This window comes from Spirochaeta thermophila DSM 6578, from assembly GCF_000184345.1.
Classification (GTDB): Bacteria; Spirochaetota; Spirochaetia; order Winmispirales; family Winmispiraceae; genus Winmispira; species Winmispira thermophila.
The window spans coordinates 1,705,810-1,726,631 of the sequence record NC_017583.1; the positions used below are offsets into that span (position 1 = coordinate 1,705,810).

The window sequence follows — 20,822 nt, forward strand, 5'->3', positions numbered from 1 at the left end:
CTCCTGATTGTTATCGCTAACACAAGGGTAACGGATTCCTCCTTTCCTTTCAAGAGCCCGGCACGGGCTAGACGTTTCTCTGATGTCCGACCGTTTCACCTTCCACCAGGGTGGTCTCGAAGAACTCCCGTCGTGCAGGGAGATCCACATGCTGGACTCGCTCAAGCAACAACTCGGCGGCTCGTTCTCCCATCTTCACGAGCGGCTGTTCCATGGTGGTGAGCGCGGGGTGCACCACCCTGGCCTCCGGGATGTTGTCGAATCCCGTGAGGGAAAGATCGCCGGGGATCTGCACCCCCCTCTCCCGAGCCCGCCGTATCACACCGATGGCCATCGAGTCCGTACCGCAGATGAGCGCGGTGGGGCGGTCATCCAGTGAAAGGAGCCTGTCCAGGGCCTCCGCCCCGCTCGCCTCGGAAAAATCCCCCCAGAACACCCAGTCCTCGCGAAAGCGAAGGCCATACCGGGAGAGTGCTTCCTTGAAACCCTCGAATCGTTCGACAATGTGGTACGTGGTCACGGTAGAGTGAAGGAAGCCTATCTTCGAATGCCCGTGCGCCACCACATACTCCACGAGGCGTGCCACCCCTTCCCGATTCTTGGTATCCACCACGTCCACATGAGGACTTTCCGGCCGCTCCCCCACCACACAGGAGGGGATGTGATACCTCTCTATCTGCTCGAGATGGGAATCCCCGAAACCAGCGTTCAGGAAGATGAGACCGTCGACTTTTCGCTCGAAGTAGAGTCTGAAGTAGGGGAATTCCTCCTGGTCGTGACGGCGCTGGGAAGAGATGAGGAGATCGTACCCCTGATGGATACACGCCCATTCTATCCCCTGAAGCAGTCTGATAAAGTAGGGGTTGGACTCGAGGCCGATGTTCTCCGGGAGGGGAGCCACCACACCAAGGCTTCCTATGTATCGTCGAGCAAGGCTTCGCGCCCCGCTGTGGGGGTGGTAACCCAGCTCCTCCATGGCACGGAGGACTCGTTCCCTGGTCTCGGGCCTCACGCTCGGTGATCCATTCAAGACTCTGGAAACCGTCATGATGGAGACGCCCGCACGCTGTGCTACATCCTTCTGGGTGATCATAGCGATATTGTAATCAAGAGGTGCGATTCCCACAATACACATTCCTTTTTTAACGAAAAAGGCAGGCAGGGATGCCCTGCCTGCCGCCACCACGATACCCAGGGGTACCGTATGGAGAAGCTTCTCACCTCTGGTACCACCTCACCCAGTCGACATACATGGTCACCGGGAAGATGCTGTCGTCTATGGTGAAGCCCGGCCAGTTGCCCCCGATCGCGACATTGAGGAGGATGAAGAACGGACGGTGGAACTCCTCGGTGCTGTTGATACTGTTCTCTATGTTCGCCTCGTGGTACTGCACGCCATCGACGAACCACTTGATGGACGAGGCATCCCATTCGATGGAGTACACGTGCCACTGGGTCACATCGACGGGGGAAATATTGCCGCCGTAAGAGGCATATCCGCCCGCGTCCCAGTGGATGGTTCCGTACACGACATCTTCGGTGTTGATGTGCTCCATGATATCGATCTCGCCACAGGCGGGCCAGCTCACCTGTGAAAAGTTGTTTCCCAGCATCCAGAACGCGGGCCAAAGCCCCATTCCGATGCGAGAGAGGCGGATACGGGCCTCGATCCTCCCATAGGTGTGATACACCTTGTTTTCGGTCTTGAGCCTGGCGGAGGTGTAATTCATCCCGCCGTACGACTCCCTACGGGCGATGATCTGAAGATACCCGCCGCTCACCTGTATGTTCTCGGGCCTGTCGGTATAGTATTCGAGCTCGTTGTTCCCCCAACCACTTCCCCCTATCTCGGGCGTCCAGTTGGAGGTATCCAGGGACGAGCCCTCGAACTCGTCGCTCCAGATGAGCACCCAGTCACCAGACGGAGGTGGCGTGGGTGTGGGGGTGCTCCCACCCGCGGTGTGCGTGTAGGAATACCAGCCCGTATCCTGCGCACCCGCGTTGAACCCGATGGTGAACCAGTAGTCGATCACATCACCCTCGGAGAGCCCGTTCACGTCGTACCAAAAGTAGGTGCCCTCCCGGTTCATGCGGACATTGAGCTGTCCCCCACTGTTCACCCTATAGTGCACGTCCGCCCACCCCGCATCGGCAGCATTGACCCAGATACGGGCGGTGTCGGCGTCCACATAGTCGCACCCGCTCTCAAAGGCGGCACGGGAGACCAGGTCTCCACTCAGGTTGACGATCCCCCCTTCGCATGCTACAACCAGCATAAGCACGAGCATGAGGGGGGCAAGGTACGGAAGATAACGTCTCATCTCCCTCCTCCTACATCAAGGTGTACGGACCTCCCTACGGGAGGCCATGCCAAGAGGATCCGGGTGGCGGCCTGGATCCTCTCTTTTCGCCACGCTTGTTACCGTTATCATAAACACGATTCTACCACCAGTTTCCCTTCCCGTCAACGAAAACGTACGATCGAGGTCGGCCTGTATGGCTCCCCCTGTTTCAATCCACCACGGACTGTAGAGTCTCTCCCTCCAGGGGATATACCGGAAAGATGTGCGTCTCCCTGGGTGCGGATGGATTACAGATATGCTTGTAGAGGATCTCGGCGGCCTTCCTCCCCATGTCCACGAGCGGTTGCTCGTTCGAGGCGAGGGTAGGAGAGATGCCGAGGTCCTTCAGGAACCCGTCGAACCCCACCACCGACACATCCTCCGGGACCCGGAGGCCCACCCTCCTGAGTCCTACAAACGCACCCAAGGCCATCTCGTCGGTGGCGCAGAAGAGGGCCGTCGGCTTATCGCTCAGAGCAGCGAATGCTTCCTCCACTGCACCGGCGACCTCTTCTTGATGGTAGCCCGTTCTGATGAGATACTCATCCGGCACTTCCTTTCCGGAGAGCTCCCGCATCGCCCTCCGGTAGCCGGCTTCCCTGTCGCGTATATTGGCGTTGTAGAACTCCGACTTGAGACCTACGAACAGGATCCGCCTGTGTCCACGCTTCCACATCCTCATCACCGTGTCGTATCCCGCCCGCTCGTTGTCGGTGTCGACCCACGAGAGATCTTCATCCTCAGGTCGGTCGCCTATCACCACGCAGGGGATTTTCCGCTTGTGGATCTCCTCACGTACCTGAGGAGGCATCCTCTGGAGTCCCACATAGATGAGCCCATCCACCTTCCGTTGTCTGTAGGGCCTTAAGTAATCAAACGAGGGGTCCTCGAGGGTGAGAGGCGAGAGGAGGATATCCTGCTGGTACTGTCTGCAGGCGAGGGATATCCCCCGTATCACCCTCATGAGATAGAGGCTCCCCATCGTGTCGTCGAAACGAGCAGGAGTCATGATGGCCACGGTGTCCGTGCGTCCCTGGTTGAGGGCCTTCCCCACGAAACTGGGGGAATACCCCAGCACCCGGATCGCCTCCTCCACCCGCCTGCGTGTCTCCGGTCGCACATTTCCCTTGTTGTTGATGACGCGCGAGACGGTCATGAAGGAGACCCCTGCAAGCCGGGCGACATCTTTCTGTGTGACCATAGCCTCCTCTTCAGGCCTCCAGGATCACGGTCTGGATCGAATGAGGAGGACAGACATGTCGGAATTCTCCACGGTCCCCCTTCCTTCGAACCGAGTACATGATGGAGACATCACGCGAATTGTACAAGACCAACACGATCCTCCCCTCGGGATCCCGCACCCCCAATGCCAGATCCCGTTGTTCCCAGAAGCGACCACCGGAGGATGAACCCTCATCCCCGGCCTCGGGAACGGTGACCTCGATTCTCCTGCTCCCGGGACGACACCACCGTGAGAGGTGACCTATGTAGTAGTACGAGGATTGAGGGAAGACCTCCTTCCCCTCGATATCCACGAGCACCGGTGCGTCGCAGAAGTTTCCTGCGTGATTCGGACCCCCTTCCGTATCGAGCACCACGTTCCAGTCGATGGGACTGTAACATCGAGTGTTGAAAAAGGCGGGGAAAAAAGATAAGGGGTATCTCCCACCACACTAATCCTTTTTTCAAGGAGGAGATACCCCATGAAGCGTGGTAACACACGCACACTGATTGAGACACAGTATACCCTCTCTGATCTGATGAAACAAGTGGAAGACCAGCTACGGGAGGAGGTGCGCCACACCTACAAGACGTACCTGGAACACCTCCTTGAGACGCTGAGAGAGGAGGCAGTAGGACGACCACGATATGCACGAGGGGAGCCTGAGAAAGGGCAGTACTACCGGTACGGCTACAGAAAGTGGAAGAGCGTGCAGACCCCCTGGGGGCCGATCGAGGAGGTACGCGTGCCCCGCATTCGCACCGGCGGGGGGAAGGAGGTAAAGCTGGTGACCTACGAGCAGAGGCTCGTGGCCCTCGCCGAGCAGCTCCTTCTCGGGTATGTGGGAGGGATGAGCGCGCGGACGTGGGCCATCCTGTTACGGGAGCTGGGGATAGGCGAGGCTCACCCGCAGACACTCCTGCGGCTCATAAAGCGTCTTCGTGAGGAGAAGGAGCAGTGGCGGAGGAGGTCCCTTAGAGGAGTGAAGGCCCTTGTGCTGGATGGAGTGTGGGCAAAGAGGCGTGGGAGGGGTCAGAAGAAGCTGGTTGTCCTGAGTGCCGTGGGGGTGAAGGAGGACGGATCTCATGAGCTCCTCGACTGGGTCGTTGCGGAGCAGGAGGACCAGGCGAGCTACGAGCGACTCCTTACCAGGCTCTATGAGCGAGGGCTTCATGAGGTGGAGCTGGTGGTGGCCGATGAGGCTGAGGGGATCCGGCAGGCCGTGGAGACGGTGTATCCTGAGGCGAAGAAGCAGGTATGCCTCTGGCACCTGCAGGGTACGCTTGAGCAGAAGCTCCTGCAGGACATGGGGGAACGGAAGGGGAAGAACGCAGACCTCCAGAAGGAGAGGCGAGCTTTTCGAGCGGAGTACTGGAAGCTCTTTGAGGCAGGAGGGAAGGAGGACGCAGCACGTGCGTTGGAGGCATTCGTGAAGAAGTGGGCGGCGAAGGCTCCCCGGATGACGGCCTCCCTCCTGTGGCGGAAGGACCGGCTTTTCTCCTATCTGGAGTTACCCTATGAGTGGAAGGAGAAGGTGAGGACGAGCAACCTTGCGGAGAACATGTTTCGGCACATGAGAAGCTTTCTACGGAGGTATCCTGGGTATATGAGCCATGCCCATGCAGATGAGGTGGTAGGCCTCTACGTGGTGGGCATGCAGGTGATACAAGAGGTGGGGAGACGCACCCCTTATCAGCTCCAGCTCAATTTCAACACTCCCCCTTGACAATCCCCCAGTCGATCCACGCCTTGACCCCGTGGAGGAGGTCTTGGATCATCTCGTAGCCGTACCGCTCCCCCACCCACCACTCACCCGGCCTCGCCCCTCCCTCGATGCATCCCTCGGTGAACACGAGGAGCTTGCCATCGATGCGGGAAGAGGTCTCCTCCACGTTACCATACTGAGGACCGGAGTACCAGTGATACGCCACTCCGTCCACCACCTCCCTCACCCCCTCGAGTCCGAAACTCTCCTCCACTCGTTCCGGAAGCCTGTCCCTGTTGTGGTCCCAGATGAGCACCTTTTTCCCTTCCAGGCCGGCCCCTCTGAACGTCGGCACCAGGTGATCCCTGACGAACCGTCCTTCCTCCTCACCGGTGTAGATACACGACTCCCATGTCTGGACCGCCTCGGGCTCGTTCTGGACCGTCACGCCCCACACGTCGAGCCCTTCCCCTTGAAGAGCCCTGATGAAGGAGACGAAGTACCGCGCCCACACAGGGTAGTATTCCGGAAGGAGCTTCCCCCCGTGGCACATCTCTCGGTTGTCCTTCATCCAGGCTGGCGGGCTCCAGGGGGAGACGAGAAGACGAAGACCACCCGAGACCCTCCACGCATCCTTCACGAGCGGAAGCTGGTACCGTCGGGAAGGAGCCAGGTCGAACGAAGAGAGGGAGGGGTCCTCCTTCTCCACGAAGGCCCAGTTCCCGAACGAGAAGTCACAGCTGTTCATGTGCGTCCTCGCAAAGGTATACCCGTGCCCCTCCCTTCGATCGAAGTACATCCGGATCACCCGTTCCCTCTCCTTGTCCGGTAACAGAGAAAGCACGTATCCTGATGCCTCGGTGAGCGCCCCACCGAAGCCGAGTATGCGCTGATACTCCTGCGAGGGATCGAACACCACCTCCCGCTCGATATACGATGACCGTGACACAGACGCCGGGCTGCGTTCTTCCGGACGCAAATGGGTAAGACGCGTTCCTGTGACATACGAAGACTCGTAGAGCACTGCCTCGTTCAAGTCCATCCTCCTCACGTGAGTAGTAGATATATCCGACCAAAGGTGATTACTTGAACACCCCCGTATCGATGAGACGCTGCATGAACACCCTCTGGGCGAAGGCGAACACTACCAACGGTATCACACTCGCGATGAGGGCCGCGGCCTGGATCAAGTGGTTCTGAGAGGTGTACATGTTGTTGAACACCGTGAGCCCTATGGAGATCGGATAGAGGTCCCCCTTCCCGGAGAGATAGATGAGCGGACCGAAGAAATCATTCCAGGCGAAGAAAAAGTGGAAGAGTGCCACCGCGATGATCGCGGGCGTGGCCTGAGGAGCGATGATCTGGAACAGGGTCCTCAGAGGCCCCGCACCATCGATACGTGCGGCCTCATCGAGTTCCCTCGGTATACCCATGAGGAACTGTCTGAGCAGGAAGACGTTGTACGCATTCGAGAAGAAGGCCGGCACCATGAGGGGGAGCCATGTCCCCACCCAACCGAGAAAGTAGAACATCGCATACGTGGGTATGGACGTCACCGCCGAGGGGAGGATGATGGTCGACATGAGGACGACGAACAACACGTTTTTTCCCGGGAAGCTGAACCGGGCGAAGCCGTAGGCCACGAGGAGCGATGAGAGCACGGTACCGAACGTGGTGATCACCGCATAGAGCACGGTATTCTTGAGAAGCACGGGGAACTTCGTCGCCTTCCACGCCTCGGCGAAGTTGCTCCACTGGGGATCGACCTTCCACACACGATCGAGTGTCCTCCAGTTCCCCTCCCATATGATCTGCTCACCCGGTTGTTGCGGATCCATGAACACGGAAGATGTCCGTCCCCTTTTTATCATGGCGAGTATGCGGACCTCTCCATCCACGGGAACCTCATAGAGGTCGTACTGCTTTCCTTCGTATTCCCAGGTCCCGGGGGAAAGAGGAAGTATGGAAAGTTTCGCGGATGCGATCTGGTCCCTCGTCTTGAGCGACATGGACAACCCGTACATCAGGGGAAGAAGATACACCGCCGCCAGCACGGCAACACCCAGGGTGAAGACGACTCGTCTGAGGAAAAGTCGTTGTTCTCTCATGATTCCTCTCCTCCTCCTGCATAGAAGACCCAGTATCGTGAGGTCCTGAACAATATCAGAGTGAAGAAAAGCCCCAGGAAAAAGATGATCCATGCGATCACCGCGCCATAACCCATATTGAGATAGGTGAAGGCCTGCCGGTAGAAGTAGATCATGGGGAAGTTGGTCATTCCATTCGGGAATCCGCTCCCCATGTTGATCACATAGGGCGGCAGGAAGTACTGCATGAGACCTATCACCCCTATCACCACATTGTAGAACACCACCGGTGTGATGAGAGGAAGCGTGACGCTGAAGAACTGCTGCGCCGGTCCTGCTCCGTCGATCTCTGCCGCCTCGTAGAGCTCGATGGGAATCCCCTGGAGTCCGGCAAGGAAGATGATGATGGTGTTCCCCAGCCCCCACAATCCGATGAGCGTGTAGGTGAAGTAGATCAGTCTCGGATCGGCGAGCCACCTGATCCCGTCGGTACCGGTCACATCGAGACCGGTGATCCCTTCGATCGCGAGGTTGATCCACCCTGTGTGTTCATTGAGCACCCCCTGCCATATGATCACGGCCGCCACGAAGGGCACGATGGAAGGGAGGTAGAAGAGCGTCCTGAAAGCCCGCGTCCCCAACAGATACCTGCTGTGGAGGAGCAGGGCCACGGCGAGTGCGAAGAGCATGCCGATGGGAAGGGAGATGAGCGCGAAGAGGAGGATACGTCCAACCGAAGCCAGGACCTCTGGATCCTCCACGAAGGCCCTGCTCCAGTTGACGAACCCGACGAACTTCGTGGCCGCAGGATCGGCGAGGGAAAAGTCGAGCAGCGAGAACACGAACGATGCGACCATGGGAAAGAGGTAGAAGATCAGGAAACCCAGGAGCCAGGGCGCGATGAAGGCGAGCCCCCACCTGTATTCCCACAGTCTCAAAGGATGTCGTTCCTTATGGCTCATAGCCTCAACTCCTTATATAAAAGAGAATAATGGTGGAGGACGCGAGGTCCTCCACCACCGGACCGAATCACTGCTGAGCAGCCCTGAAGATCTTGTCCAGATCCTCTTTCAGCTTCTGGATCTCCGCATCGACGTCCACATCGGGGTTGTTGAAGATGAGATCCGTGAACTGGTTGTACCGGGTATTCGCCTCCTGGAAGCTGGGCATCCAGCTCTCGTGGTTGGGGTTGTCGGCGAACTGGATGCTGTCCTGGATCACCTTCAGATTGAACTCCTGATCCGGCCATCGCTTGGCGAAAAAGGTGTCGAGGAAATCACCCTGAAGCTCTTTTTTCGCAGGCATGCCGCCGTAAACCGCACAGAGATCACCTGCCACGTCGTCCACCAGATAGGAGAGCACCTTGAAGGCAGCATCGGGGTTCTTCGACTGCTTCGTGATGAGGAAGGTGTCGGCATGCATCTTGGCGGTCGTCCTTCCCTTGTAGGCAGGCACGGGATAGACGTTCCACTTGAAATTGATCTCGGCGAATCCCGCGTACCAGAGATGACAGTGGACCATGGCCACCCTGCCGGAGGAGAACCAGTCTCCGTTCTTCAGGAGGTCGCTCGACCCGTAAGGACCGTTGGGATAGAAGTGGCTCTTCCACATGCCGTCATACACCCACTTCCAACCCTCAGCCCAGTGAGGAGGAATCTGTGCTCCTCCATCCGGGGCCACGAAGGTGCCGGGGCCGAAGAGCGTGCCGATGCCTCTCGCGTCGGTCCATTGAATACCGAACCCCCACTGCACGATGTTCTGAGGATCGAATTCGGGGCTCGAAGGGTCGTTTCCGTTCTGATCTACGGTGAGCTTCACGGCGATCCGTTTCACCGTGTCCATATCCCACGGCCAGCTCTTGCCGTTTTCATCCACATATGGCTGACCGTATTCAGTGGGTGGGAGCGGAATTCCCGCCTCTTCGAAGAGTTCCTCGTTCACATAGAGGAACGAGGGATAGATGGCAAACGGAAGTCCGAGGAGTCCCTCTCCGGGATTCCGATAGAAATCCACCATCGGCGCGTCGAAGATGGAAAGGTCGAACTGGTACTTGTCCACGAGCGGCTGGAGGTCGATCCACGCCCCCTTGAAGCTGTCCCGTCCTCTGATGCCCACAGGCCCCACCACATCGGGAGCGTTCCCTCCCGAGAGCTCGGTGGCCAGGGTCTGATACGCCTGGTTGTTGGGAACGATCTCGAGGACGAGCTCGATCTCATCCTGCGACTCGTTGTACCGCTTTACGATTTCTTCCTGGGCAGCGATAGTAGGCTCATCGGTGCCCGCACCCAGACCGACGAACCATCGAACCTGGGTCTTCTCAGCCTTCTGTGCCGGTCCCCCACACCCGGTAAGGACCAGGACGAGGCCTACAATGAGGAGCAGATACCGTCTCATGACTCCCTCCTTAGGGAAGATATCTCTCATTTCCCCTACGGGAAATGTGGTCGACCACCTCTTCACACACGACCTCATCGCACCACGATCGTGGCTGCAGCCCCGGAAGGCAGCTCAAGGAATACAGAGCTCCCCCCTATGCGAACCACCCCCCGTTGGGTGGAAAAGAAGGGATTGTGCACCACCACCACGATCTCGCCTGAAGGAGTTACAAAGGCGACGTGGCCTACACTCCCTGCGAGGGTATTCGATTCGATCCTGTACGATCCCCTCTTCACGAACCGAGAGAAGTGTCCAAGCACATACCAGCCTGACCGGTACGGTTCACGGATCCGGCCCTTTCGGCTCCCTGAATCGACTACGATCTCCACGAGACCGTGATTCGCAGTATTCTCAAACACGATGGGACCGTTGTGCTGATCGAGGGCGATATTCCAAAGAATGAGGGCCGAAGCATGGTTGCGGAATATCTCTATCGCCTCTCGCATCCCCTCACGGAACGTGGCGGAAAATGAACCCCGCCCAATCCACCTCCCATTCCCTGCCTCGGTTACCCACATCTCAAGGTCGGGAAAGTGTTCATGAACCTCACTCATCGCTGAGGGCGCTCCCCCGTAGTGATGCCAGGCAACCCCCGATAGGTAGCGCAAGGCATCGGGGTGACGGAGGATCTCCAGAACAACATCCTTCCCATCCCAATTGTGATCGTAGCAGAAGATCTTCACCCCAAGGCCCGCTGCCTTGAACGCAGGACCCAAGGCCTCTGAAACAAACCGGGCCTGTTCTTCTGCCGACATGAGCATTCCCGGATAGGTGGGAGGAGCATAGAGGATCTCGTTCTGCGGCGTGACCGCATAGATGGGAATTCCTTCCTCCGCGTAGGCCTGGACGAACTTCACAAAATAGCGAGCATACACCTCATAACAGTCCTCCCTCAGCCTTCCTCCCTCTATTCCTATGAGACTTTGTCCTGTCTTCATCCAGGCAGGAGGGCTCCAGGGAGAGGCCATGATGAGGAGTTCAGGATTGACCCCGAGTGCCTCTTTGAGGTAGGGAATGATGAAACGTCTGTCCCGATCTATGGAAAATCTGGAAAGTGGAAAGTCCTCCTCTCCCTCCGGCAGATCATCATAGGTGTACATTGAGAGGGCAAAATCAGGGGATCCCATGGGTTGACGAAGGAGATTGAGTCCCAGACCAATCTCCGGATCGAAGAGGGCCTGGAGGAGGGCCGTCCGATCTTCCTGGGGCAAGGTGGAGATGACATAGCCCGAGGATTCGGTAAGCGATGCCCCGAACCCCATGATTCGCTGATACTTCGTATGTGGGTCTACAGATATCTCGAAAGAAAGCGAGGCAGGAGGGGATATGGGCGTGACGGGAGAGAGGAGGAAGGAACAATCAGTGGTGGTCATCCACATCTCCGCCTTCCGGGAGGCACAGGAGGTAAGACTCATAACGAGCACGCCATGGAGCAGGAGGATAGTACAAGGGACTAATGTTTTCGAAAACATTAGTCCCAGAAAATAAAAGTGCTTATAAAACAAAGATAAAATATTCTTTCCCATGTAATGTTAGCCTTATCATGTTTTCGGAAACATTTTACTCCCGGTTTCGGGATCTGTCAACAAAAAAAAGATCCCCGAACGGGGATCTTTTCCGATCAACACCCTACAGACTAACACTCTACCGTGAGGTCCACACCCTCCGGCGCACCTAGTGCCTGTGCTCGCCCACCCGGAGAGGCCGGCCCCACATGGAAGTGGAGTCTCCCCTCGGGGAGAACCTTCCTCCCCTCCTCGTCTATAAAGGAAAGCTCTTCTGGAGAAAGCACGAAACGCACTTGTTTCCGTTCACCGGCGCCAAGGGACACCCTCGTGAACCCCTTGAGCGACCATAACGGCACTCGGAAGGGAGCGTCCTCCCACCTCACGTAAAGCTGGACCACCTCGTCGGCAGGGATCGAGGAGGTGTTTTCGACCTCACACACGAGCTCGAGTGTCTCTCTCTTGTCCCATCTCGAGGCCGAGGACTGGAGACCTCTGTACGAGAAGGTTGCATAGGAGAGCCCGAACCCAAATGGATAGAGAGGTTCTTCCCTCATGTAGCGGTAGGTGCGCCCCTCCATGCTATAGTCGGTGAAGGGAGGGAGCTGGTCCACACCTCGCGGGAAGGTGATGGGGAGCCTCCCCGAGGGCGAGATCTCACCGAAGAGCACCCGCGCAATGGCGTTCCCCCCTTCTTCGCCTGGATACCATGCGTACACGATGGCGTCCGCGAGCTCCTCGAGCTCGGGAGAGCACACGGGGGCTCCCGAGAGGAGGACCACCACGAGGGGTTTTCCTATCTCCTTTATTCGTCTCAAGTACTCAATCTGCTCGCGGGGGAGGTCGAGGTCGGAGAGATCGCCGTAATTATCGGAGAAGATCGCATCTCCCTCTTCTCCCTCCACCGTGGAGTCACGTCCCATCACGGCGACGGTCACGTCCGCATACCGGGCCACCCCGCTCGCCCAATCGATGGGGTTTATCTTGTTGCCCTGGAGGGGACACCCGATCTTGTACGTCACCGTGATTCCAGGGCCCGCATAACCGGTGATCCCCTCGAGCACCGTGACCAGGCGTGAGGACACACCCGCATAGTTACCCAGGAGGGCGACGGGGTTTGCAGCGTTGGGGCCTGTCACATAGATGTACCGCAGCTTCTGCCGATCAAAGGGAAGAATTCCATTGTTCTTGAGGAGCACAACCGACTTCTCCGCCGCCTCCCTCGCGAGCGCACGGTGTGCCTCCCAGTCGATATCCGAGAGGGAAAGCCGTGCGTAGGGGTGGTCATCGGTGAAGAGACCAAGGCGGTCGAGAGTGGAGAGAAGTCGAGCCACCGATCTATCCACAAGCTCCTCAGAGACCACTCCGGCCTTCACCGCATCGAGGAGGTGCTCATAGGTGTTCCCGCAGTTGAGGTCACAGCCCGCCTCAAGGGCCATGGCGATCGACTCTATGGGATCCTTCGTCACCTTGTGATGGAGGTGGAAATCGGCGATGGCCCAACAGTCGGAGACCACGTGTCCTTTAAAGCCCCACCTCTTCCTCAGGATCTCATCGAGGAGTCGCTTACTGCCACAGGCCGGTTCACCGTTCACCCGGTTGTAGGCCCCCATCACCGCCTCGACTCCCGCCTTCACAAGAGCCTCGAAGGCAGGGAGATACGTCTCCCAGAGATCTTTTTCCGATACCCGAGCATCGAAGACATGGCGCAACCCCTCGGGACCGGAGTGTACCGCGTAGTGTTTCGCGCAAGCCGCCACCCGCATGTAGTAGGGATGATCGCCCTGCAGGCCCTTCACAAAGGACACCCCTATCTTGGAGGTGAGGAAGGGATCCTCACCATAGGTCTCCTGTCCTCTTCCCCATCGCGGATCCCTGTAGATATTGATGTTGGGAGACCAGAAGGTGAGTCCTCGCTCGTATTCCGCAGCCCGTTCCTTGCCGATTGCGTTGAACTTCGCACGCGCCTCCGTGGAGATGGCCTCCGCCACCCGCCGTACGAGATCGGGATCGAAGGTGGCCGCAAGCCCTATGGCCTGGGGGAACACGGTGGCCTCTCCCGAGTTGGCCACTCCGTGGAGGGCCTCGTTCCACCAGTTGTAGTGGGGGATCCCCAGCCGGGGAATTCCTTTCGCCCGATGCAGCATGAGCCCCGCCTTCTCCTCGATCGACATCTTGGATAGCAGAGAGGTCATACGCTCATTTCCATCCATAGGTTTTCCTCCTCAGAAAAAGTAAAGTCATTGAAGAGAACCTCCCGTCTATCGACAATCAGTAGAGAGTTCTCCCCTTTTCGTCCGGTATACCGGTTTTTCTATAGAAATAGGTGTTGAGCACGTCACGCCATTCCACAGCGTTCTTCACCTGTCTGTCGAATCGTTCGAGGACCTCCCGGAATACACGAGGAGATATGTGCTTCCTCAGCTTGAGCCACTCCTCTCTGAGGCGTTTCACCTCCTCGACTCCCTCGAAGTGACTGTCATAGTAGTACTGGATGAGGGTTCTACCGTCCTTCAGTGTATAGGTGTAAGGCAACCTGTGGAAGAAGAGGACGAGCTCCTCCGGGCAGGTCGCAGGATCGTCGTAGAGCTCCCGCCACGGAGAACGATACTGGGTGGCGAACCCCGTTCCACGGGACGATCTGTCCACTCCTATGGCGTGGTTGTCTGCCCTGTGATAGGTTCCCCAGAACGAGTACTCATACCCTTCAGGGCTGGGACCGTAGTGATGTCCCGGATTCACCATCCATCCGAGCCCGAGCGGCGTGGTATACTTCTCATAGACAGGCCACGAGGCGAGGAGCATGTCCACCAGCCGATCTACGGCTTCTCCATCCCGGGTGAGGGTTCTCAGACACCACTCCCTCGCGATCTCCTCCGACGAAAGGTCGGGGTTCCATGTGAGACGCCCGTATCCGTAGAGATTCGCCTGGGCGAGCCAGTGCCCCGTCCAGTTGTAATCCGATCCCACGTTCGCCACACCTGCACACCCTCCGTGAGGACGTCCGAAGAGGGAACCGTCCACCACACGTCTCACCGTGGAGCCCTCACCCCTCGCATGCGTATCGAACTCGAGCACCTCCTTCCACATGGGCACGAGGTAGCACAGATCGATCTGCTGACCGGTGTACTCCTGGGTGATCTGGAACTCCACCATCTGATTCGTACGCTCCATGCCGCCGAAAAGGGGCGAGACCGGTTCTCTCACCTGGAAATCCATGGGCCCGTTTTTTATCTGAAGGAGCACATTGTCGGCAAACCGCCCATCGAGGGGGGAGAAGATGTCGTAGGCCGCCCTCGCCCGATCGGTCTTCCTGTCCCTCCAGTCCTGGATGTTGTAGACAAAGGCCCGCCAGATAAGAAGACCGCCGTGAGGAGCGAGGGCCTCGGCCAGCAGGTTGGCGCCGTCGGCCTGGGACCTCCCATAGCTGTGCGGCCCGGGATTGAACTCGGAATCCGCCTTCACAAGGAAACCGCCGAAGTCGGGAACGTACTCGTAGATGCGTGCGACGACCTCGGCCCACCACTTCTTCACAGAGGGGTCAAAGGGATCGGCGGAGGGAAGCCCCCCGACGTATACGGGGCTCATGAAGTTCACGCTCAAGTATACCCGTATCCCGTAGTCGCGGAAGACATCGGCTATCCTTCTCACGGAGGGCAAGTACTCCTCGGTGATGAGTCTGAGGGCCTTGTTCCGTACGTTCACGTTGTTGAGCACCACTCCGTTTATGCCCACCGAGGCAAGGAGACGGGCATAGTCCCTTATGCGATGGAGCCCCTTCACCACCTTGTTCCTGTGAAAGAAAATCGACTTGCCTGCGTATCCACGCTCTATCGTGCCGTCGAGGTTGTCCCAGTGGTCGATGATCCTCAACGGAAACGCCGGTTCCTCGTGGAGAGAGATCCCATCCAGAGAGATGCCTCTCTGCAACATGGAAACGAGAGAGAAAACCCCGTACACGAGACCCCGTCGGGTCCGAGCGGTGAGAACCAAGGAGGAGGAACCATCCCTTTCCCCCACTTCCTTCAGGATGAACCCCTCATCACCGAGCTTCCCCAGCTCCGCGGCAGAAATCCGCTCCGCTACAGGCGACTGGTCAGAGGTTCCAACGTAGAGGGCTCCACCGCCTCCCGTCGATCCCTCCTGGGGGGTATGATGAAAGAGTCGGGAGAGTGCATCCCGGATCTCGGAGCCGACGATGTCCTCGCCCGGTTGGACCCACAGGGTGCGGATACGATTGATGACAGCTTCCCTGTACACACGGTCGTCACACGGCCGGTACTCCAGCCAGCAGAGAGCGTATCGAGGCATAACAACTCCTTCCATTCCAGAAATGTATATCACGTGAGAGTCTCGAATTCCAGCAAGACCCCACCCCGAGATGCTGCTTCCCAGAACCGATGTTTTTCCCCGTATCCAGCCGGGAGTGGGCCGGAAAGACACACCCGCAGGAAGGACTGCTCACTCGTCGAGAGGCCTCGGACTCCGGAGGCCGAGATGGGGAAAGGAAAAGACCCGTAGTCACTCTCAGGACGTCCTCCATGGGATTCCAGTCTTCACCCTCGATAAAAAACGGGAGGGGTCCCGGTATTCCACCGGAACCCCTGTACCGTAAAGAACTTTTTGCTACTTCACCTGAGAGATGGTGACATCATCCACATAGTAGGAGAGGGAGCTGTTCTCCGCCTCCACATAGAAGACGAGCTCTTCCACCTTCACCGGCTTCACCTGGTACTCCCCTTTCAGTTCAACCCATGTGTTGGGAGCCACCATCACTTCACCTATGCGGTCCCACCCTTTCTCCCCGTTGTAGATACGCTCCATGGTGATGATGAGCTTCTTGGGAGAGGCGGAGGTGTGGTAGACCCACACGGAGAAGCCGTATTTCTTGCCGGGCTGGAGCTTCTTGAGAAGATCGATCTGCGTGCCATGCCAGTTGGCGCTCCTGTTGGAGACATAGAGGCTGTACTTCCCGGAGTGGGCCGCAGCGTCCGAGATTGCTATCCTGGTTCCATCTCCCCGCGCCATCCAGTCCCCGGTTTTCTGGTCCTCGAAATCGTTCGAGACGATCACTGCCTGTTGAGGGGAAGTCGGCGTCTCGGCCATCGTCACCTGCTGAGAGGCACATCCCCCAAGCAAGAGCATGATCATAAGCCAACGGAATCCCATGAATCGTTTCATGTCGCACCTCCTCACAAAGTATCTTCCGGGGACAGCCCCGGTCCGGGCAGGGGTTCACATAATAAAACCAATACGAAAAAACCCTTCAAAAGCCTGTCCCCACAACCCGTCATCTCGATTATATCACACCATGTTCCTGTGTCAAGGGAAATAGCATACCTGACACAGATTTTTCTTTACACATTTCTAAAGGCGATTTATAATTTCCCTGCAGAGTATGTGTCTGCAAACTACCATAATATCATGAGGAGGTTTCCATGAACAGTAAACGGCTATGGGTTGTGCTGCTCATCGCAGTGATGGCCACCCCGTTGGTCGCCGGCGACTACAAGATCACCGCTACGATGGACCTCGGATTCGGTGTGGGGATTCCCGGCATCGCAAAGGACGGCTCATCCACCGCCAAACTCGACTGGTCGATCGTGAAGCTCGACGGTACTATCGACGAGTACAACTCGTACTCCCTCACACTGGAGTACAACGACTGGTACGACAAGGAGATCACCAGCTTGGATTTGAAGAACAGCTTCAACCTGGGCGTCTCTGAGTTCTTCCTCACCACCGACCTCCTGGGACCGTTCGGGCTCTCGGGCCTTCCCTTCAGCCTCAAGATGGTGAGCGGCTACGGCCCCCTCGCGGTGAGCGGGCGATACGACAATCTCACCGGTTGGAGCACAGGGCGCTGGAGCGGTTGGGGCGTGGCACACCTCTATGACAGGTGGAACAGATTCGGCGTGCTCGACTTCAGACTCGGACTGATGGACAACAAAATCGTCCTCCGGTACGGTCTCTCGCCCCTGATCAATAGGGTGGGACCCGACGGCGAAGAGAAGCGCATCCCCATGCTCGGAGAGATCACCTTCGGGGAATTCTCGTTGGGACTCGTGTCCCTCAAGGGCGATGTGAACTTCCGAGGCGAGGGATACCTCATGGCTGGGGGAGGGAGGCTCAACCTCACGATGATGCTGGGACCGGTGACCCTCGGGGGATTCCTGGGAGAGGACTACAAGACCAACACCGACACAAAAGAAGCGGACAACGCACTCTTCGTGGGTATCAAACCCTCACTCTACCTCTCAGGTCTCGGCACCGCGTATCTCGGCGCCTGGTACGGGCTCGCCACCACCATGCCCGCCGGGGGAGATACGACCAATGTGCACAAGCTCGCAGTGGACGGGGGGCTCACCGTCAAGGCCACCAAGACCACCATCTACGGCGGTGTGCGCTACGACGACCTCCTGGACACCGAGGACAACGGCGGTCAGTATGAGCGACAGATGTCCTATGAGTACGGCGTGAAGCAGGAGTTCGGTGCGGTGGCCATGTACCTGGGTTACAACTACACACAGAACGGCCAGGATATGTACGCCGCCCAGGGCACGGTGGGTGTGTTCACCAACGACGAAGGCGACAAGGTGGGCAACCTGTACATGAGGATAAAGTTCTACTGGTGAGAAACACACCAATAAGAGAGGGGAGGCGGGAGCCTCCCCTCTTCTTTTGTGTCCACTATTCAGCTGTCACCACAGTGACAGTAGCATTATTCCCCTGCCATCCTTGTTCTGTCCCATCCTCAAAATCCCACGTCACCACTTCTGTATCATTCTGGGTGATGACAAAGTCATCGAAATAAAAGGTGATGGGATTAGTAGCAGATTCGAGATACAGGTCGGTAGGATTGCCAAGAGTAGCACTGTCAAGAGTGAAGTCTGCTTCAAGGAGTGTCCACTCTCCGGAAGGCACCGTCTGTTGATAGAAGACTGAGTTATAATGCTCAGTCGAACCATCAGAGGACTTCAACGTGAGGGTAAACTGTTGGTCGGATCCCGTCTCCTGATAGACCCACACTGCGTAGTGATAGGTCTGATCAGCCGACACATGGTTCTCGATGTCGTAGTACCACGCAGTCTTCCATCCCGCATCTCCCGTCTCCACCTTCAACGCATAGGTTCCCCCATGTGGCACAAATCCTTGCGTTTCTTCCCCTCCACCACCTCCTCCTGCACCTGCTTCCTCACAGCCTGCGAGGAAGAGGATCACCAAGACGCCCAGGATGATCCCGAGCACGCTCAACGCACGTTTCATGTCGTACCTCCCATGGGAAAGTTTTGTCTCAGTTCTTCGTGGAAGGGCAACGCCCAGATGTCACGAAGAACCGCTTGTACCTGTTCGAACGACCTGGTGCGGGGATCCCTCACCAGGATCTCCTCGAAGACACGGATGTCCCGTGAGCGATAGGCCTCGAGGGCCCACTCCATGCGGAGGATACGCGGCCAGAGGTACATCTTCTTGATGCGCGGGGTGAGGTCGGGCTCGATCCTCTCGGGGTGGAGTCCTTCTCCATCCACGCGTGCAGGTATTTCCACCACCACGTCGTCGGGAATACCTTCGATGACACCCCTGTTGGGTATGTTGAGCACAAGGCGCCGGGGTGTCCCGCACTCGAGGGCCTGGATGAAGAGTATCTGCTGCTCCCCGCTGAGTCTGTCCCTGGAGAAGAGACGAGGCCAGCGTTCGGTGAGGCGGATGGTCGGGTCCGAGGCCACCTCGGATGCGAGCTCGAGCATCTTCCTCTTTCCCTCTCTCAGTTGGTCGTGGAACCTGGGGCGTTCCACCTCGTTGTCTATACCGCCGAACTTCCCGTACCACCGTTTCTTGGTGGCGAGATCGTAGTTGTACTTCCAGGACCCGTTCCGGCAGGTGTCCCCTATGGGGAGCATCCCGTAGAAACGGTACATGTCCATCACCGCGGGGCTCATCTGCACGTCCCAGGGACTGCGAGACTCCCAGGAGGACCCCTTCTCCTCCATCCAGCGATCCAGCAACGGATAGGCGTCCTGGCCGTTGTGACGGAACCTGTTGAGCCATATCCCGTGGTTCACCCCGGCCACCTGCCAGTCCACCTCCTCGTACGGAAGCCCAAGCTGTTCGCAGACCTCGTGGACCCCGCCGTGGCCGTGGCAGAACCCCACGGCCTTCACCGGACTCTCCCGAGTGAGGATCTGGGTGATCTCGAACACAGGGTTTCCGGTCTGAAGGATCCAGCCCTCGGGGGCGTACTTCTCCATGGTCCGCGCCACGTTGAGGGCGAGGGTGAGGTCGTAGTAGCTGCAGAAAAGGTATGTATAGGTGGAGACGAAGTTGAACTCCTGGGCGTCGATCCCCCGGTAGTAGCCGTGCTTCTCGGAGACCTCCACCACCTTCTCGTAGGCGGCGAACCCATCGCCTCCCTCGGGACGGGGATAGGCGAGGGCCGTGTTGATCACGTAGTCGGCCCCCTCCAGCGCCGCTTCGAGAGAGGTAGTTGCCTCGATCTTCACTGGAACCTCGAGCTCTTCCATGTACCTGCGGGCGAGGACCTCGGTGGCCTCAAGTCGTTCCTCGCTTATGTCCATGAGGCTCACCACAGGACCCTTCTTCGAAAGCTCCTCGATCTTCGCGAGATCTCCCAGGAGCTGAAGCGCATACCGAACACTTCCTGCACCGACGATTGCAAGCTTCACACCATCTCCTTTCCCAAAAACACGTACCCGATATGATCTGTCATCCTATCGAGGGGACGTCTTGTCAACAGATCGTCCTTCTCGTTCGATTATACCATGCCCTTCTACGCTGTCAAGAAAAATAAACCATCTTTAAAAATACCGTTGGTTATTCGCCACACGACGGGTCCAGTTCCATTCCCGCTCTATTTGAAGTATAACTATAATATGGAAAAAGATACCCTCATCCGCCTCCTCGAGCGTGAGGGGATTCACGAACGGAGGATCCTCGACGCCATCGACAAGGTCCCTCGAGAAGAGTTCGTACCCCCTGATCAACGGCAGTACGCGTACGAAAACATTCCCCTCGAGATAGGCTGGGGCCAGACCATAAGCCAGCCCTACACCGTGGCCTTCATGATCCAGTTGCTCGAGCTTATGCCGGGACACAAGGTTCTGGAAGTAGGGGGCGGCTCGGGCTACAACGCCGCCGTCATGTGGGAGGTGATGAACCACACGGGAGAGCTGTACTCGATGGAGATCCATCCAGAGGTGTACCGGATGGGAAAGGCCAACCTCGAACGTACGGGGTACACCGACATTCGCTTCATCCTGGGGGATGGCTCGAAGGGGCTCCCGGAAGAGGCGCCCTTCGACCGCATCATCGTGACAGCCGCAGCCGAGGAGACGCCTTCCACCCTGCTCTCTCAGCTCGGAGAAGAAGGAATCCTCGTCATCCCTGTACACGTGGGCGGGGGCACGTCGGTCATGACCCGCATCCAGCGCGGGGGCGACGAGTTCCACACCACCACTCACGGCTACTTCAGGTTCGTGCCGCTCGTGACGCGGTGAGGCGGTCGGC

Annotated in this window: 18 protein-coding genes; 4 read left to right on the forward strand and 14 right to left on the reverse strand. The window is 57.8% G+C overall.

From position 1 onward, the window contains the following. Nucleotides 1–67: 67 nt before the first annotated feature. The 4 genes from SPITH_RS07780 to SPITH_RS07795 form a co-directional block, all read right to left on the reverse strand. A complete protein-coding gene (locus tag SPITH_RS07780; RefSeq protein WP_014625117.1) occupies nucleotides 68–1,093 on the reverse strand; it encodes a LacI family DNA-binding transcriptional regulator in 1,026 nt (341 codons plus the stop codon). 124 nt (nucleotides 1,094–1,217) lie between these two features. Then, nucleotides 1,218–2,321: a glycoside hydrolase family 16 protein gene (locus tag SPITH_RS11785; RefSeq protein WP_014625118.1), complete on the reverse strand. Its 1,104-nt coding sequence runs from the start codon at nucleotides 2,319–2,321 to the stop codon at nucleotides 1,218–1,220. A 190-nt stretch (nucleotides 2,322–2,511) separates the two neighbouring features. After that, a complete protein-coding gene (locus SPITH_RS07790; protein ID WP_014625119.1) occupies nucleotides 2,512–3,543 on the reverse strand; it encodes a LacI family DNA-binding transcriptional regulator in 1,032 nt (343 codons plus the stop codon). 10 nt (nucleotides 3,544–3,553) lie between these two features. Next, nucleotides 3,554–3,940, reverse strand: a complete 387-nt coding sequence (locus tag SPITH_RS07795; RefSeq protein WP_081467742.1) for a glycoside hydrolase family 30 beta sandwich domain-containing protein — start codon at nucleotides 3,938–3,940, stop codon at nucleotides 3,554–3,556. Nucleotides 3,941–4,045: 105 nt separating this feature from the next. Here SPITH_RS07795 and SPITH_RS07800 point away from each other — a divergent pair, with 105 nt between their 5' ends. Continuing rightward, nucleotides 4,046–5,290, forward strand: a complete 1,245-nt coding sequence (locus tag SPITH_RS07800) for an IS256 family transposase (protein ID WP_014624686.1) — start codon at nucleotides 4,046–4,048, stop codon at nucleotides 5,288–5,290. Here the strand turns inward: SPITH_RS07800 and SPITH_RS07805 are convergent. From SPITH_RS07805 to SPITH_RS07825, 5 genes are all read right to left on the reverse strand, one after another. Beyond that, on the reverse strand, nucleotides 5,274–6,305 hold the full coding sequence (locus SPITH_RS07805) for a glycoside hydrolase family 30 protein (RefSeq protein ID WP_245523355.1): 1,032 nt from the start codon (nucleotides 6,303–6,305) through the stop codon (nucleotides 5,274–5,276). The two genes, SPITH_RS07800 and SPITH_RS07805, sit on opposite strands and share 17 nt — an antisense overlap. 46 nt (nucleotides 6,306–6,351) lie before the next feature. Then, nucleotides 6,352–7,377 carry a carbohydrate ABC transporter permease gene (locus SPITH_RS07810; RefSeq protein ID WP_014625120.1) on the reverse strand — a complete coding sequence of 342 codons (1,026 nt, stop codon included), beginning with the start codon at nucleotides 7,375–7,377 and terminating at the stop codon, nucleotides 6,352–6,354. Then, entirely contained in the window at nucleotides 7,374–8,318 is a 945-nt protein-coding gene (locus SPITH_RS07815; protein ID WP_014625121.1) for a carbohydrate ABC transporter permease, read from the reverse strand. The genes SPITH_RS07810 and SPITH_RS07815 overlap by 4 nt, the downstream gene beginning before the upstream one ends. Before the next feature lie 67 nt (nucleotides 8,319–8,385). Next, complete coding sequence (locus SPITH_RS07820; RefSeq protein ID WP_014625122.1) at nucleotides 8,386–9,750, reverse strand: ABC transporter substrate-binding protein; 1,365 nt, start codon at nucleotides 9,748–9,750, stop codon at nucleotides 8,386–8,388. A 74-nt stretch (nucleotides 9,751–9,824) separates the two neighbouring features. After that, nucleotides 9,825–11,054 carry a glycoside hydrolase family 30 protein gene (locus tag SPITH_RS07825; RefSeq protein ID WP_169311812.1) on the reverse strand — a complete coding sequence of 410 codons (1,230 nt, stop codon included), beginning with the start codon at nucleotides 11,052–11,054 and terminating at the stop codon, nucleotides 9,825–9,827. A 64-nt stretch (nucleotides 11,055–11,118) separates the two neighbouring features. Here SPITH_RS07825 and SPITH_RS12175 point away from each other — a divergent pair, with 64 nt between their 5' ends. Further along, complete coding sequence (locus SPITH_RS12175) at nucleotides 11,119–11,280, forward strand: hypothetical protein (RefSeq protein ID WP_169311813.1); 162 nt, start codon at nucleotides 11,119–11,121, stop codon at nucleotides 11,278–11,280. Nucleotides 11,281–11,428: 148 nt separating this feature from the next. Here the strand turns inward: SPITH_RS12175 and SPITH_RS07830 are convergent, their stop codons facing one another. The 3 genes from SPITH_RS07830 to SPITH_RS07840 all read right to left on the reverse strand — a co-directional run bounded on the left by SPITH_RS07830 (nucleotide 11,429) and on the right by SPITH_RS07840 (nucleotide 16,478). Further along, nucleotides 11,429–13,471, reverse strand: a complete 2,043-nt coding sequence (locus tag SPITH_RS07830; RefSeq protein WP_245523356.1) for a glycoside hydrolase family 3 N-terminal domain-containing protein — start codon at nucleotides 13,469–13,471, stop codon at nucleotides 11,429–11,431. A gap of 97 nt (nucleotides 13,472–13,568) precedes the next feature. After that, nucleotides 13,569–15,608 carry an alpha-glucuronidase family glycosyl hydrolase gene (locus SPITH_RS07835; protein ID WP_014625125.1) on the reverse strand — a complete coding sequence of 680 codons (2,040 nt, stop codon included), beginning with the start codon at nucleotides 15,606–15,608 and terminating at the stop codon, nucleotides 13,569–13,571. Nucleotides 15,609–15,923: 315 nt separating this feature from the next. Continuing rightward, a complete protein-coding gene (locus SPITH_RS07840; RefSeq protein WP_014625126.1) occupies nucleotides 15,924–16,478 on the reverse strand; it encodes a carbohydrate binding domain-containing protein in 555 nt (184 codons plus the stop codon). Between the two features lie 257 nt (nucleotides 16,479–16,735). Here SPITH_RS07840 and SPITH_RS07845 point away from each other — a divergent pair, with 257 nt between their 5' ends. Then, the gene (locus tag SPITH_RS07845; RefSeq protein WP_014625127.1) at nucleotides 16,736–17,932 is read left to right on the forward strand and encodes a hypothetical protein; all 1,197 of its coding nucleotides are present in this window, start codon (nucleotides 16,736–16,738) and stop codon (nucleotides 17,930–17,932) included. 55 nt (nucleotides 17,933–17,987) lie between these two features. Here the strand turns inward: SPITH_RS07845 and SPITH_RS07850 are convergent, their stop codons facing one another. Continuing rightward, nucleotides 17,988–18,563 carry a carbohydrate binding domain-containing protein gene (locus tag SPITH_RS07850; protein WP_014625128.1) on the reverse strand — a complete coding sequence of 192 codons (576 nt, stop codon included), beginning with the start codon at nucleotides 18,561–18,563 and terminating at the stop codon, nucleotides 17,988–17,990. Continuing rightward, on the reverse strand, nucleotides 18,560–19,981 hold the full coding sequence (gene aglA, locus SPITH_RS07855) for an alpha-glucosidase AglA (protein ID WP_014625129.1): 1,422 nt from the start codon (nucleotides 19,979–19,981) through the stop codon (nucleotides 18,560–18,562). Before aglA ends, SPITH_RS07850 begins: the two co-directional genes overlap by 4 nt. 207 nt (nucleotides 19,982–20,188) lie before the next feature. Between aglA and SPITH_RS07860 the strand changes: the two genes are divergently transcribed. Further along, on the forward strand, nucleotides 20,189–20,812 hold the full coding sequence (locus SPITH_RS07860; protein ID WP_041624068.1) for a protein-L-isoaspartate(D-aspartate) O-methyltransferase: 624 nt from the start codon (nucleotides 20,189–20,191) through the stop codon (nucleotides 20,810–20,812). The last annotated feature ends 10 nt before the right edge of the window (nucleotides 20,813–20,822 follow it).

Coding starts and splice junctions, on each gene's coding strand:
- SPITH_RS07780 (WP_014625117.1), bottom strand. CDS start 1,093: ATGATCACCCAGAAGGATGTAGCACAGCGTGCGGGCGTCTCCATCATG.
- SPITH_RS11785 (WP_014625118.1), bottom strand. CDS start 2,321: ATGAGACGTTATCTTCCGTACCTTGCCCCCCTCATGCTCGTGCTTATG.
- SPITH_RS07790 (WP_014625119.1), bottom strand. CDS start 3,543: ATGGTCACACAGAAAGATGTCGCCCGGCTTGCAGGGGTCTCCTTCATG.
- SPITH_RS07800 (WP_014624686.1), top strand. CDS start 4,046: ATGAAGCGTGGTAACACACGCACACTGATTGAGACACAGTATACCCTC.
- SPITH_RS07810 (WP_014625120.1), bottom strand. CDS start 7,377: ATGAGAGAACAACGACTTTTCCTCAGACGAGTCGTCTTCACCCTGGGT.
- SPITH_RS07815 (WP_014625121.1), bottom strand. CDS start 8,318: ATGAGCCATAAGGAACGACATCCTTTGAGACTGTGGGAATACAGGTGG.
- SPITH_RS07820 (WP_014625122.1), bottom strand. CDS start 9,750: ATGAGACGGTATCTGCTCCTCATTGTAGGCCTCGTCCTGGTCCTTACC.
- SPITH_RS07825 (WP_169311812.1), bottom strand. CDS start 11,054: ATGGGGTTCGGGGCATCGCTTACCGAATCCTCGGGCTATGTCATCTCC.
- SPITH_RS12175 (WP_169311813.1), top strand. CDS start 11,119: ATGGGCGTGACGGGAGAGAGGAGGAAGGAACAATCAGTGGTGGTCATC.
- SPITH_RS07830 (WP_245523356.1), bottom strand. CDS start 13,471: ATGTCGATCGAGGAGAAGGCGGGGCTCATGCTGCATCGGGCGAAAGGA.
- SPITH_RS07835 (WP_014625125.1), bottom strand. CDS start 15,608: ATGCCTCGATACGCTCTCTGCTGGCTGGAGTACCGGCCGTGTGACGAC.
- SPITH_RS07840 (WP_014625126.1), bottom strand. CDS start 16,478: ATGAAACGATTCATGGGATTCCGTTGGCTTATGATCATGCTCTTGCTT.
- SPITH_RS07845 (WP_014625127.1), top strand. CDS start 16,736: ATGAACAGTAAACGGCTATGGGTTGTGCTGCTCATCGCAGTGATGGCC.
- SPITH_RS07850 (WP_014625128.1), bottom strand. CDS start 18,563: ATGAAACGTGCGTTGAGCGTGCTCGGGATCATCCTGGGCGTCTTGGTG.
- SPITH_RS07860 (WP_041624068.1), top strand. CDS start 20,189: ATGGAAAAAGATACCCTCATCCGCCTCCTCGAGCGTGAGGGGATTCAC.